Annotated in this window: 10 protein-coding genes; 6 read left to right on the forward strand and 4 right to left on the reverse strand. The window is 35.3% G+C overall.

From position 1 onward, the window contains the following. Positions 1 to 263, forward strand: a 263-nt coding sequence (locus F6K54_RS25870; RefSeq protein ID WP_293083874.1) for a hypothetical protein, incomplete at its 5' end; no start/stop codon positions are given. Between the two features lie 244 nt (positions 264 to 507). Here F6K54_RS25870 and F6K54_RS25875 read toward each other — a convergent pair. Continuing rightward, positions 508 to 2,181: a peptidylprolyl isomerase gene (locus tag F6K54_RS25875; RefSeq protein WP_293083877.1), complete on the reverse strand. Its 1,674-nt coding sequence runs from the start codon at positions 2,179 to 2,181 to the stop codon at positions 508 to 510. Between the two features lie 1,377 nt (positions 2,182 to 3,558). Beyond that, positions 3,559 to 4,920: a peptidylprolyl isomerase gene (locus F6K54_RS25880; protein WP_293083879.1), complete on the reverse strand. Its 1,362-nt coding sequence runs from the start codon at positions 4,918 to 4,920 to the stop codon at positions 3,559 to 3,561. Positions 4,921 to 5,232: 312 nt separating this feature from the next. Here F6K54_RS25880 and F6K54_RS25885 point away from each other — a divergent pair, with 312 nt between their 5' ends. Further along, a complete protein-coding gene (locus F6K54_RS25885) occupies positions 5,233 to 5,784 on the forward strand; it encodes a peroxiredoxin (protein ID WP_293083882.1) in 552 nt (183 codons plus the stop codon). 413 nt (positions 5,785 to 6,197) lie between these two features. On the opposite strand, the gene F6K54_RS25890 is transcribed toward F6K54_RS25885, so the two are convergent. Continuing rightward, a complete protein-coding gene (locus tag F6K54_RS25890; RefSeq protein WP_293083885.1) occupies positions 6,198 to 6,482 on the reverse strand; it encodes a hypothetical protein in 285 nt (94 codons plus the stop codon). Positions 6,483 to 6,813: 331 nt separating this feature from the next. On the opposite strand from F6K54_RS25890, the gene F6K54_RS25895 reads away from it, so the two are divergent. Next, entirely contained in the window at positions 6,814 to 7,851 is a 1,038-nt protein-coding gene (locus F6K54_RS25895; protein WP_293083887.1) for an AI-2E family transporter, read from the forward strand. Between the two features lie 283 nt (positions 7,852 to 8,134). On the opposite strand, the gene F6K54_RS25900 is transcribed toward F6K54_RS25895, so the two are convergent. Continuing rightward, positions 8,135 to 8,971 (reverse strand): prephenate/arogenate dehydrogenase, encoded by an 837-nt coding sequence (locus F6K54_RS25900; protein WP_293083897.1) that lies wholly within the window; start codon positions 8,969 to 8,971, stop codon positions 8,135 to 8,137. 36 nt (positions 8,972 to 9,007) lie between these two features. Here F6K54_RS25900 and F6K54_RS25905 point away from each other — a divergent pair, with 36 nt between their 5' ends. The 3 genes from F6K54_RS25905 to F6K54_RS25915 all read left to right on the forward strand — a co-directional run. Then, complete coding sequence (locus F6K54_RS25905; protein WP_375342002.1) at positions 9,008 to 10,567, forward strand: pentapeptide repeat-containing protein; 1,560 nt, start codon at positions 9,008 to 9,010, stop codon at positions 10,565 to 10,567. A 1,254-nt stretch (positions 10,568 to 11,821) separates the two neighbouring features. Next, the gene (locus F6K54_RS25910; protein ID WP_293083892.1) at positions 11,822 to 13,339 is read left to right on the forward strand and encodes a pentapeptide repeat-containing protein; all 1,518 of its coding nucleotides are present in this window, start codon (positions 11,822 to 11,824) and stop codon (positions 13,337 to 13,339) included. Positions 13,340 to 13,344: 5 nt separating this feature from the next. After that, positions 13,345 to 14,370 (forward strand): ATP-dependent DNA helicase (locus F6K54_RS25915; RefSeq protein WP_293083894.1); only part of this gene is annotated, 1,026 nt, incomplete at its 3' end.

Genomic DNA, 14,370 nt, shown 5'->3' on the forward strand with positions numbered 1-14,370 from the left:
CTCGGAAACTCGTGCGCGGACGTGGAGGGAAGCATCAGACTACCGCCAAGGAAGCAGCACCCTGTGTTAGCGGCAGCTATGCGAAGCAAAGCGTCAACCCGCCGAAGAGCTACGACTCAGTAGGAATCCCCGCGCCTTTAGGCCGGGGAGGATGTCAAATACTCTTCACTTTTACTCTACAAAGTGAAAAGTTGATTTGGCTCAATCTATTCCGGACTGCTGCGCAAACTCTGTCGGTCGCTTCGGACGAAAATGCATTATAATGTGTAATATAATGTCTGGATAATCAGTGATAAAAAAAACCTTCTACCTTTTAACCTTTCTTTCCCTTCTGCCTTCTGCCTTCTGCCTTCTGCCCTCTGCCTTCCTTCCACTGAAGTATAAGTATTTAAGCGTACATGATATAAGTTCTAACAATATAAAATTCGCTAGTACAACTCTAAACATAATCATATATACGTCAAAATTGTCTAGCGAACTAAATAACTCTTTTAATCTTATCATTCCCTAGCCAAGACGGAGAGCATAATCAGTCTCAGGTACTGCAAAAATGTTATTTTCAACATCTTCTATGGAAGTCTCTGAAACTACTCCTAATATAAATCCACTATCGGACAGTCTAATTACTGTATCATCATCGAATAATTCATAAGTTAACCCTTCAGAAGGAATGAAATTAGCAACCACGATAATTCGATCGTTATCTGCGACATTAAAATCAGTAATCATGTCAGCTTGGTCTATTTCATCTATGCCATCAATAATATCAGCTCGCAGAATAAAACTATCTGCACCCAAACCACCAGTCAGGATATCAACACCATGATCCCCAACAAGAATGTCATCATCTTTGCCACCTATTAATTCATCATTACCTTTTCCACCTCTGACAAAGTCTCGACCGTCACGACCGCTAACTGTATCATTACCTTCGTTTCCACTAAGAATATCTGTAAAACTACCACCAGATATTTGATCGTTACCTGCCAAACCCATAATTGCAAAAGATGAATCAGGATCAACATTGTTCATTTCGAGAACATCAAGAGGATCATCACCCTCTGTTCCAATGATGGTTGTGAAAGAATCAACAACATCTATATCCAGTACGCTCTCACTGTCATCATTTTCAGCCACCTCAGTTGCTTCTTCTGAGTCTTCGTCTTCATCTTCATCAACAGCGCTAGCTATTTCATCATCACCCTCATCATCATCTTCACTGTCTGAATTTTCTTCTGCTTCTCCTTCTTCCCCTTCTTCCCCTTCTTCTTCTGCTTCTCCTTCAACTTCTTCATCAACAGTTTGCGCCAATTGACTGGCAAGGATAGTGTCATCTAGTACAGATGTCTCAACAATATCATCATCTGGAGCAGAATTAGCATCGCTATCGTCATTTTCAGTATCTTCATCCATAGAAAGAACATAAGATACCTTCGCTTCATTATCCGCATTAACCCAATTATTGAGTAAATCTGAGTCAGTAGTTATCTCTGAAGTTCTACTAGATATATCTCCGTCAACTACCCTAGCAACAAGAATGCGATCGCCCTCTCTCAGATCCTGAACAAAGTCAAAGCCTTCGCTCACTTCACCAAATACTGCATAACCCCCATCCAGTTGATTAGCAATATTATCTAAGGAGAAGTAAAATTGAGAAGAAGCTGTATCTAGTGCTTGAGAGCGAGCCATAGCTATTACCCCTGTTTCATGGGATAGCTCTACTGGATCGGCAACTACCTCGTTATAGACAATTTCTCCTGTTTCTGCAACTTGAATTTCCAAAGGTATTTCCCGTGGTGCCTCTGTTGCAGGGTTAACGAATTTCCCTGAACCTAAATCTTCAATTAAAAAATCTGGATCTCTGCCCTGGGGATCGCCACCTTGAACTACAAAACCTTCTACAAACCGATGGAATGCCAGAGCATCATAAAAATTTTGCTCTACCAGATCGACAAAGTTAGCCGCTGTTACTGGAGCAGCAGCAGAGTTTAGTGTAACAGTAATTTTTTCTCTCTCACCACGCTCTTCTTCATTCTCATTTTCCTCTTCTTCATTTTCATCATCATCATCTTCTTCCTGGGATACCTTTTGTACCACCATTTCTACTGTGACTTCTTGGCCTTCTAAATCAGCTAATTCTAGCTCTTCTAAATATTCTGCGGTACTTTTGTCTTCGTCCATTTGTTAATTAGCTCCTTATTTTTCCAAAATTTGATACTTTATTATATTCTATTCCATTCTTAATTTCGTTGGCCACAAAACTGCTTAGATACAGGAAAAAAGTTAATTGAAGAGAGGATAAATTTCTTTTAATTATTTTCATCGCTTCCTAAAAGATGATACTGTAATACCAAATTCAAAAAAGGAAGTTACATCTTAATTTGTGATTGATTCCTAAAAGAAAAAATTATAAATTACATAAATTATAAAATTTATACCTTTTTTTATCTTTTTTATTATGTTTTTATTTCTCTGTTTCCTGTTCCCTGTGTTCTTGCTGTAGCAATATTTTATGAAATTGGTATAACAAATAACGGGTGTTTAATGTCTGAAAAAATCAGAATAAAACTTGAAAAAAAGCATAATGTTTCGCCGAGAAGTAAAAATTCAGGTAAGAACTACGATCATAGGTTGCTGACAGCTAATAGCTAAATGTTTACAAATTGCTTGTGAAAAACAATTTTTATAATAGTTAGTTAATTTGAACTGAAAATCTTTGAAGTTATGATTCCTAACTCCTAAATCCTACTAAAATATTGCAACTTAAATAGGATTGCTATATAGCGTTTTTATCTGGAATGTGGAAACAAACTGCTATGAAAAAGGGAATAGGGAATAGGGAATATGGCATAACAAAGGGGGGGGAAAGCATTAAATAGCAATAAATACAAGGATATGATCGACTCAAAACAGCGCTTTTTTTATTATAAAAAACCTCAATCTATATTGACATCTCATTTATAAACGCTATAGCTTCAGTTAAAACTAAAATACTTAACTTTACCTAGTAATTAAGGTTTAATATCATCTCCGGATAATCAGTGATAAAAAACCTTTTTCCCTTCTAACCTTTTCTTCCCTTCTGCCTCCTGCCTCCTGCCTCCTGCCTTCGGAGCTCCAAAGTGTAAGTATTCAACCGGAAATGATATAAAGCCTATCCTTTCAAGGAGAAACAAGCAGTCGAGGGATAGCGAGGAGACCTCGCTATATTCAATCGACTAAGAGAGAAAAATTTTTCCTTTGAGTCAATCCTATCCATTTTCAAGGAGAGGCAAACCCTAATTAGGGTTTGCTGAAAAAGTATCATGGGTAAGGGTAGGAGACAGGAGACAGGAGAAACAGGGAAAGGGGGAATTTAAAGGAGGTAGTCTGAAAAATTGTCCCTCAATTTTTCTGCCATAATCATCCCAAAATACTAGCTTTTTGAGCTTTTTCCACCGAAAAGCTGGTACTTTTTTTCAACCCAAAAACGCTCAAGCCAATAGTAGTAAATACTTTGATAATTAATCAGCAAGCCCTAATTATTAATTATTAATTATTAATTATTAATTATTTAAATTATCCAATTTTCAAAGCTGCATCTCCAAAAGGCAATGCATCAGGAACAAAAACTGTAGGAAAATCTACAAAGAAACTGGCATTTCTCACTTCTTCTGCTGTCGAATTATTCACAGTACCAAGAATAATATTATCTTCCTCTGTTTCACCTTCTAATTGAATTACTGTATCACTTCCTTCTTGAGCAAAAGATAGAGAAGAAATTTGTACCGAAACACCTATTCTATCCCCTTCTGAAAAATTAAAATCTGCGATTGTATCTGCATTATCTTCTTCATTTTCAATTAATGTCAAAATAAAAGTATCTGCCCCTGCTTCACCAGCTAAATTATCCGTACCAGCATCACCAATTAAAATATCATTTCCTTCCCCACCAGTTAATAGATCGCTATCTTTACCACCGCGTAAAAAATCATCTCCTGTACCACCGAATAAAGTATCATTATCTAAGTTGCCATTGAGAATATCATTATCGGCATCACCAGATAATAAATCAAATCCTTTTCCACCCCGAAGATAATCAGAACTATCTCCTCCATCTAAACTATCATCTCCTTGATTACCATTAATTACATCATTAAGTATTGAACCTGTAATTTCATCATTTCCTTCTAATCCCAATACACCAAATACTTCTTGAGATAATTCTGTAGAAATTGAAAAAATATCGTCTCCTTCTGTTAAAACTTGAAAGAAATCAATAGATAATGGAATATTGGCACGATTAACAATATTAATAAAATTATTGAGCAGAGTACTATCAGTAATAATTTGTGAAACTCGACTAGGAACTATTCCTTGAGTAACTCTCGCAGCAGTAATACTATCGCCTAATTCTATTTCTTCTATAACATCTAACCCATCTATTACATTACCAAATATGGCAAAACGACCATCTAATACTGATAAATCATTCAGGGGAATATAAAATTGAGAAGAAGCAGAATTTAACTCCGTTGTACGAGCCATTCCAATTGCACCTACTACATTTGGTAGTTGTAATGGAGGAGAAACTATTTGATTGTAAATAATTTCTTGCCCAAGTCCTAACGGCCGAATTTCTAAAGGAATAAATCGAGTTTCATTTGTGAGTGGATCGACAAAATTACCACTTCCTAAAAGTTCCAAAGGAATATCTGGATTTCTACTGAAAGGATCTCCTGCTTGAACTAATGAAAATTGTGGTTGATTTTCGATGCGATGAAATCTAACACCATCATAAAAATTTCGTTCTACTAAATCAACAAAATTACCTCCAGTTATTGGTGCATTTATACCATCAACTTCTATAGTAACTATTTGATTGTCGATAACCATTAATACTGTTGCCGGACTTGAGATTAGTGGTAGATCTTCTTCCATTTTTCCTAATTTTATGGGTAAAGTTTTTATACAAGTTGCTTATTATATAGTAAATTTTCTTGCTTTTCTGATAAACGTTATTTTTCCTCAAAATCCGAAATATTTAGATTTGAATAACTCTCTCAAAGAAAATTTGTTCCTAAATTTATCTTTTCTTTATCCTGGTTTAATACCCTCGTTCCCTTCAGTCACTGGCACTATGCTGGAGTCAGAATTCTCTTCTGCCTTCTGCCTTCTGCCTCCTGCCCTCTGCCTTCTGCCTTCTGCCTTCTTCAAGTAAACTTATATAAAGTAGAGTTTGCATCGTAAATTATGACCACCCGTCGGAATCTAATTAGCATATTTATAGCTAGCTGTTTAGCTTTGATAACTTGGTTTAACTTTATTCCTAATACTTGGGCACTTGGAGGCAAATTACCGGAGTTAAACCAACCAGCACCAGAATTTACTTTACCCACAAATACTGGAGATGGAAAAATTTCTTTATCTGATTATCAGGGTAAGTGGATAGTGCTTTATTTTTATCCTAAAGATTTTACTTCTGGTTGTACTATTGAAGCGCGTAGGTTCCAGCAAGATTTGCCAAAATATATTTCTAGAAATGCTCAAATTCTAGGCGTTAGTGCAGATGATATAGACTCCCATGCTGAATTTTGTGATTCTGAGGGATTAAAATTTCCATTGTTAGCTGATACGGATGGCAGTGTTAGTAAAGCTTATGGTTCATGGATGAATTTTTTCTCAATGCGACATACTTTTATTATCGATCCAGATGGAATGTTAGAGGAAATTTTTCTAGGAGTAAGACCTCCTATTCATAGTCAAGAAGTTTTGGCACGTTTGGATGAGTTACAGCAGAGTTAATTAATTTAATTAAGCTAATTAACAGGACTTACCAAATAATTAATAATTAGGGTTTGCTGAATAAAGTCTTTTTGCTGGGGTAGGAGACAGGAGAAATGGGAATTTAGAGGAGATAGGAGCTAAGTTTTGTCTCTCAATTTTTCTGCCATAATCATTCCAAAATACTAGCTTTATGCAGCTCTTACCACCGAAAAACTGATACTTTTTTCAACTCTAAAACGCTCAAACCAATATCAGTCAATACTTTTATAATTAATCAGCAAACCCTAATTAAACAATTCAGCTTAAGTTAAGTAGGATGTACTAAAATACATCCACTTATACCATTTCTTAAAAACTTTTCTACATTTTATTGAGCTTTTATTATTGGAGATTTCTATTAAACATTAAAGAAGTAATGAATTATCACTACATTAAATATTTACTTGTTGTTTAATAACTCCCATATTTCCCTCAATTATACTAATTAGGCTTTGTTGATTAAATATCAAAGCATTGACTGATATTGGTAAGTGCCTTTTTTGGTCGAAAAAAGTGCAAGCTTTTCGGTCTAAATAGCTGCATAAAGCTAGTATTTTGGGACTGATTATGGCAGAAAAATCACTCTTACAATTTTTACGACTACCTCCTCTATAATTTCCATTTCTCCTGTCTCCTGTATCCTGTATCCTACCCCTAGCAACAGACTTTTTCAGCAAACCCTAATTATTTTTAGACTTGGTTGAATACCTAGCTCGTAAGCATTCAGCCGTCAGCCATCAGCTATCAGCTATTGCTTTTAGTTTATGATTAAAGCAATATTTAATTGTCTTACTACAAAAGTTGGCTCTCTTGCCTTTAAAGTCTATATTAATTTAAAAACTGTCTTATATGATAGATTCTTGTTGCTGATAGCTGAATGCTGAGTGCTGAATGCTTACCCTAGCTCTTTACATTAATAAACAATTGTTTCATAATAACAAATTATTAAATATCAAAAATATACCATTTACAATTTAGATAATCTACATAAAAAAATCTATCAAATCAATGATAAAAAAAATTTTTAATCAGAAGTTATCGTGGTACTTAGCATTACCAATAATTGTCATAAATGGTTGGGCTTTACTTCAAATATTTCAATATTTTGGTCGGATAATTACAATAGCAGTCTCTGCAACCTTACTCTCATTTCTGCTAGATTACCCAGTGTTTTTTTTGCAGAAACATAAAGTAAAACGTCCTAGAGCAGTTATTTTAGTATTCTTAGTAGCATTAGTAATTATATTAGTTTTAGGAGTTATTCTAATTCCCCTACTATTAGAACAACTTACTGGATTTATTGAAAAATTTCCTAGTTGGCTTGCATCAGGAAATCAACAATTAGAATCATTTGACCAATGGGCAGATAAACGTAAATTACCAATTAATTTAACCGTTTGGACAAATCAATTTACAGAAAATTTATATTCTCAATTGCAAGACATTACAGGAGAAATTATTAGTTTTATTGTTAATACATTAGGTAGAATTTTTGACATTTTAATCACCATCATTATCACTTTTTACTTAATGTTACATGGCGATAGTTTATGGGATGGGATATTTAATTGGTTACCTAATCACCTAGAAGTTTATGTACGCAAATCATTAAGACAAAATTTTCAAAATTACTTTATTGGTCAGGCTACATTAGCTTGTTTAATGGGTGTAGCTATGACCATAAGTTTATTAGTTCTAGGAGCTCCTTTTGGTTTATTATTTGGCATCGGAATTGCTTTAATGACTTTAATTCCTTTTGGTACAGCTTTAGGTGTAACTCTCGTAAGTTTATTGATAACTTTAGAAGATTTTTGGCTAGGTATAAAAGTTTTAATAGTAATAGTTTTAATCGAACAAGCAATTGAAAACTTTGTTGCTCCTAGAATATTAGGAGGCTTCACTGGTCTTAATCCTGTCTGGATTTTAGTCAGTTTATTAGTGGGTGCACAAGTATGGGGAGTTTTGGGTTTATTAATTGCTGTTCCCATAGCAGGTTTTGTCAAAAATACTGTTAATTACCTCCGCTACTATTCAGAATTTAATTAACTAGCTATCAGCTATCAAAATTTCAGCATTTTAGCTTAGTCATATCATGTCCGGTTGAATAGTTAGACTTTGGCGGAAGGAAGGCAGGAGGCAGGAGGCAGGAGGCAGAAGGTTTTCTCAAGAGTGTAACCTTAATTTTATACACGCTCCGATGCTACCGGACATGATATCAATCCTTTTCTTTTCAAGGGAAGGTAATAATTAATAATTAATAATTAATAATTAATTATTAATAACTGGAGAGTACAAAAAACCCTAATTAATTTTTGAATTCTACCTTCTCCTATAAAAAGAGTTTTCTATTCTGCTCTGTAGAGCTTAACTTTTCTTCCAAAGTTTGCCAATCTTCTTGTTCAAGATGTTTAATAAACTGGTCAATTTGTTCCTGAAAAGAATAGAGCGATCGTAACACCTCTCGACGATTATATTTGGCCATCATTAGTCCTAATTCAGGATTACCACCTCCCACGCGACTGGTATCACGGAAGCCAGAACTAGCGAAATCTTGTGTTAACTTGAAAACTGTAGGATTAGTCTCGCTCATACAAGCAAGAATCAAACTTGCACTGGCCATAACAGGCAAATGAGAAATCCAAGCAACAGCTCGATCATGTTCATAAGGGTCACAAAAGTAAATTTGACTCTTGAGCGACTTAGCTATTGCCTTAATTTTTTCCACAGACTCTAGAGGTGTATTTTCTGTAGGGGTCAGCACATAAGGTCTATTTTGAAATAAACCCAACTGAGCCACTTCAATTCCATTTTCTGCTTTGCCCGCCATGGGGTGTCCACCTACAAAATTAGGCCATGCGTGGGAAACCGCTTCCACGATAGGTACCTTAACCGAACCGACATCGGTTAAAATTGTAGTGGGAGAAAGAATTGGAATCAGCTGTTCTAAAGTAGGAAAAATAACGGCTATGGGAGTACAAATAAATATTACATCAGCAATAGATAGTAAAGATAGATCTAAACTGGCCTCATCAACAGCCCCAAGAGCGAGTGCCTTTTGACAAGTTTGTTCTCGACGAGATACCCCAAGAACATGATAACCTAGGGTTCTTAAATCCAATCCGATTGAGCCACCGATTAAACCTAATCCGACAATACCTATATTAATCATAATGAAATGGGGATCATACCAGACTGCGCCCTAATGATAATCGAAGAACTTCAAAAAAAATATGCTGCTGGTGAAAGAGACTTTACTGACTTCAATCTTTTTGAGGCCAATCTTAGTGGTATTAATCTCAGTGGTGCAAATCTTAGCGGAGTTAATCTCAGCGTTGCCAACCTCAGTGGGGCAAATTTAACTGATGCTAATCTGAGGAAAGCTAAACTGAATATTACTAAACTTAACGGCGCTCATCTTAGTGGCACTAACTTAAGTGATGCCGATCTTAATGTAGCTAATCTAGTTTTAGTTAATCTAAAAAAAGCTAAATTAGTTGGTGCTAAATTGATAAGAGCAGAGCTAATTAGGGCAGAATTAAGTGAAGCTAATTTCTCTTTTGCCGACTTAAGTGGAGCAAGTCTGATAGAAGCGACTCTGAGAAAAACGAATCTTAGTAGTGCCAACTTAAAGGGAGCTAACCTGCGCTTTGCTTCTCTGACAGGGGCTAACTTAATAGAAACTAACCTTCAAGGAGTAGACCTTAGTGGTGCTGACCTTAGTGGTGCTGACCTTAGTGGTGCTGAACTGAGACAAACTAATTTGACTGGTGCTAACTTGAATGGAGCTGATTTAAGTGGGGCTAATTTACGTTGGGCTAGTCTGATTGGGGCTAATCTCAAGTGGGCTAACCTTAGTGATGCCAAGCTTAGTGGTGCTGACCTAAGTAGAGCTGACTTGTCCCAGGCTAATCTTTTAAATACTAGCTTAGTTCATGCTGATTTATCAAATACTTGTTTAATTGAAGTAGATTGGATTGGAGCAGACTTAACAGGTGCAACTTTAACAGGTGCAAAAATTTATGGTGCTTCTCGCTTAGGAATTAAAACAGAAGCAGCAATTTGTGAATGGTTTGATTTGAGTGCTAATGGAGATAGAAGTAAAGTCCATTATCTCAATGCTGAAAAAATAACAAGTTTCTTTCACGAGACTCTTCCTAAAGTGAAAATTATTGTTGATGCTCCTTTAGATAGTTCTAGTCATTATGCTCTAGCAGCAACATATTATCAAATTAGTAAGTATTTACCAGAGCTAAATCAACCACCTTCTATAGAAATTAACTCTTGTCGAACAATAATATCGTTTCAAATGAAAAGCGACAAGAAATTATTTGCTACTGCTTATGCTACTATTATTGCTTTTCATGATGGTGCTAAGACCCAAGAAAAAATTAGCAATATTATGCAAATGCTTAACTCTCAAGATGCAAACTTTTTCACTCCTCAAACGACTAAAAAAATCAAGCAGCTAACTACAGCTTTCAATCAATCTATTCAACAAGTTAATCAAATTAATCAAGACAAGGAATTACTGAGGTTTTGCAAGGGAATTAAGTTTTTTCAGACTCCAACAAAAATAACGCTTCTGAATTCAAGCGCTCAAAGTTTTAATGTTTACCATCATCCTACATTTGGTAAGCAAATAATTAATAAATTTGGTAAAAATAGTGAAGAAGAAACGATCATTCAAGTACCTCAAACAGATTCATATTCTATAAATACAATTATGAATTTCCTAGATGGTTTTCATAACTTTGAAAATTAGACATCTCCAGAAAAGAGGGAACAGGGAACAGGGAACAGGGAACAGGCAAGAACAATTGATAATTTCTGGATAATAATTGATTGTCTTTTTAATTTTTGGAGATGTCTATTAGACATCTCCTCCAAAATAAGGAGTTTCATTAATGGATAATTGATAATGGATAATTGATAATTACCTCTGGTTAAAACCGAGAGGATTGAATATAAGGAAATATCCTAGCACTTTTTTTCCCCTTAAAAGGGGAGGCTTTAAACCAGAATTATTTAATTATTAATTAGTTAATTATTCGGTAAGTAAGGACATTGCATACAATGTCCCTACAGAGTAGATGGAAATTATTAGGGTTTGCTGAAAACCTACATTCTGCACGACAAAACGTAGCATAAAAATATAAGTCATGCATCGAGTGCGTAATTCTGAGGTTTCCTCAGAATGTAAGACGCACTCAAGACAGTCAAAAGTCAAAAGTCAAAAGTAAGAAATAAAGAAGTAAGAAGAAAATTATAGTGGTCAATAGGAGTCAATAATTTAACCAGTATTTATACTTAATATTTAACTGAGAATTTGACTTTTGAGAAGTAATTTATACAGTATAAATATTTACCAATAAAGGAATATTAAATACAGATTTAGGGTGAGTTAGGTGGCAATAATTATGAATAGTTAACCCAAATCTTAACTGCCTGTCGTAACTCACGGAATATACCGAATATTAAGCTAATATGCGGTCTTAATCTTTGCTTGTCTATTGACTCTCTGAAAACAACATCATTCTTAATAATGATTATCTAAAATTCAAAAGTTTTCTTCTTTAAGAATGGTTTGTTATACTTTTATATCCCTAAGATTAATATTGACTTTAAGTCTAACAGTTAACTTGATTAGACTACCTACTTTTGTTTTGCACAAATAACTAACTTAGGGTTTGCTGAAAAAGTCTTTTAGTAGGGGTAGGAGACAGGAGACAACCCACCCCTAACCCCTCCGGTGGAGGGGAAAACAGGAGACAGGAGTTAGGGGAATTATAGAGGAAGTAGGAGCTAAGTTTTGTCCCAATATTGTTCTGCCATAGTCAGCCCAAAATACTAGCTTTTTGAGCGTTTTCAACTGAAATAGGCGCACTTTTTTAGACCCTAAAAATGTTCAAACCTTTATATATCAATACTTTTATAATTAATCAGCAAGCCCTAACTTAGATAAAAAAATCATATTAAAGAGAAACATATTTAGTCAACTTAACTTAATTAACAACAGATGCCAGAAGAAATATTCAAAAGATACGAATTAGTCAAAAGATATGCACAAGGGGAAAGAAATTTTACTGACATCAACCTGACGGAAGTTAACCTCAGTAAGATGAACTTAAGTCAAAGTAATTTCAGTAATGCTATCTTATTTGTCTCTAATCTTAGTGGTGCTAATCTTAGTGAATCAAATTTTAGTAAAGCTAATCTCAATGTAGCTCGCCTTAGCAATGCTAATCTCAACAAGGCAACATTGAACCAAGCTACTTTAAATGTGGCCAATCTAGTCCGAACTAATCTGAGGGAAGCTACATTAGTTAGAGCTACATTAGTTAGAGGAGAATTAGTCAGAGTAGATATGACTCTAGCTAATCTCAACAGAGCTAATCTCAGCGGTGCTGATATGAGAGAAGCTGTCTTGACAGAAGCAAACTTTAAGCAAGCTAACCTTAGCGGTGCCAATCTTCGAGTGGCCACAATACAAGGCGCTCATCTAGAACAAGCTATTCTCCATAGTGCCGATCTAACAAAAGCAAATTTACAAGGAGCTGATTTTACCAATGCTGAATTAAGACAGGCTAACTTAAGTATGGCTAATCTCCGGAATGCTAAGTTTGATGGAGCGAATCTTAGATGGGCTACTCTTAATGGAGCTGACTTAACTAATGCTAACCTGAGTAATGCTAAACTAAGTGGGGCCAATCTTCATAAAGCAAATTTAACTAATACAAAATTAACTAATGCTAGTTTAGTTCATGCTGATTTAACTGAAGCGAATTTGATTAGAGCTGATTTAGTAGGAGTAGATTTATCAGGGGCAATTTTGACTGGAGCAAAGTTTTATGAAGTCCCCAGATTAAATATTAAAGCTGATGAAATTGTTTGTGATTGGATTGATACTAGCCCCAACGGAGATAATAGCCAAGTATATTATTTTAAATCATCAGTAGAATCTAAGAGATTTTTTAGCCAAAAATCTCCAACAGTTCAAATTATTGTTGATTCACCTTTAGACCTCAAAGCTAATGTAGCTCTCGCTACAACTTACTATCATTTGGGTAAGGATTATGATTGTGTTACTCGTCCTCCCAGTATTGAGGTTAGCTACCGAAAAACTATTTTGAATTTTAGAGCAGACAGTGATGAACTCTTATTTCTGCTAGCATTTATTTTGATTTTTCCTTTCGCTGATGCTAAAAAAGCTCAAACTAATGTGATAGAAATTGTCAAAAATATTCCTTTACAAACAATGAATACCAAAATATTAGAATTAGAAATAGGAATGGAAAAGCTTGTCAAAAAAAATCAGCGAGTTCAAACAATTATTGAGTCTGTTAGACGTAAAATTGATTTTTTTTCCAGCTCTACTCAGTTGATTTTAAATAATTCAAGCGGTCAGAGTTTAGTAGTAAGCTGTAATCCAGGCTTTGATAAAAAAAACTGTCAAAATATTAAAGAGCAAACATTTGCTTTGCCTCCTAAAAATAAGGTAGTTGACTTTATCAACAGCTTTTATTATTTGGGTTAAAGTTTGTGATCGAAGTAGAAGTCCATAGATCCCTGCGTAATTTCCTGCGATCGCAAAATCAACCTCACTGGCCTCATAATTTGACGATGGCACGTTTAGTAGCGAGGGCCTTGCGACTGGGACGTAGTGCTTTGATTCAAACAGGATCTCCGCCTGGTAGTCACAATCAACAATATCAGTTAAGCTACTTACTACCCATTTTAATGTGGCCTCAAAAAACAATATTAGTTGCTCCTGAGCAAGTACAGGAACACTTACTTAGGGTAGAAATTCCTAAGTTACTTGCAAATAATTTATACAGTAGCTCATCACTGCCCTATAAAGCAATCCAAACCTATCCACAACAAGACCCCAACTTTAATGGACTACTCTTGATAACTCCTGAAGCTTGGTTAATGAACCAATGGGAAAATGAGCAGTTTTCTCCAGGTATTCCCACAATTATAGATTGGGCAGACGAGCTAGAAACTTGGGTTCAAAATTATTTAACTACCAGTTTTTTATCTGCTGACTGGAATCAACTGATGCAAGTTTACTCCGATCAAGCTGACTTTATTCGTGAAGCTAGGATAAATTTAACGCGATCGCTCTTCCAACATCCAACAAACCCCTACAGTTGCTACTTAATTGAACAAGATGAGGAGCAGATTTTACAAAATCTCATCGAACGTTTGTCATTGACTCCAACAAACAAGGAATTACATCACAATCATTTGAATAACGATTTTTGGTTGAAGTGGCAGAGCGATGGACAACTAAGGTGGGCAGAAATTCATCGCCAGAGAGGGTCATTTTCTTTATATTGCACTCCTTGTGATTTATCTGAAGCTCTCAAGAATATTTGGACTCAACAACCTGTAGTAATTATTGGAGGAGCATTAGATTTAGAGGCCCAAGCTTCTAATTATAGAAAGATGATGGGGTTAGGGGACTTGACAAGCGTTAAATTTTCTCCTGATCGCCGCCATGAGATGATTCAACTATATCTGCCCAATGGTTTGCCCATGCCAAATACACCTAAATTTCAGGCA

The organism is Okeania sp. SIO3B5, assembly GCF_010692555.1.
GTDB lineage: Bacteria > Cyanobacteriota > Cyanobacteriia > Cyanobacteriales > Microcoleaceae > Okeania.

What these genes read in the sequence shown, in the direction of transcription:
- F6K54_RS25875 (WP_293083877.1), bottom strand. Translation starts at nt 2,181, where the DNA reads ATGGACGAAGACAAAAGTACCGCAGAATATTTAGAAGAGCTAGAATTA.
- F6K54_RS25880 (WP_293083879.1), bottom strand. Translation starts at nt 4,920, where the DNA reads ATGGAAGAAGATCTACCACTAATCTCAAGTCCGGCAACAGTATTAATG.
- F6K54_RS25885 (WP_293083882.1), top strand. Translation starts at nt 5,233, where the DNA reads ATGACCACCCGTCGGAATCTAATTAGCATATTTATAGCTAGCTGTTTA.
- F6K54_RS25895 (WP_293083887.1), top strand. Translation starts at nt 6,814, where the DNA reads ATGATAAAAAAAATTTTTAATCAGAAGTTATCGTGGTACTTAGCATTA.
- F6K54_RS25905 (WP_375342002.1), top strand. Translation starts at nt 9,008, where the DNA reads ATGATAATCGAAGAACTTCAAAAAAAATATGCTGCTGGTGAAAGAGAC.
- F6K54_RS25910 (WP_293083892.1), top strand. Translation starts at nt 11,822, where the DNA reads ATGCCAGAAGAAATATTCAAAAGATACGAATTAGTCAAAAGATATGCA.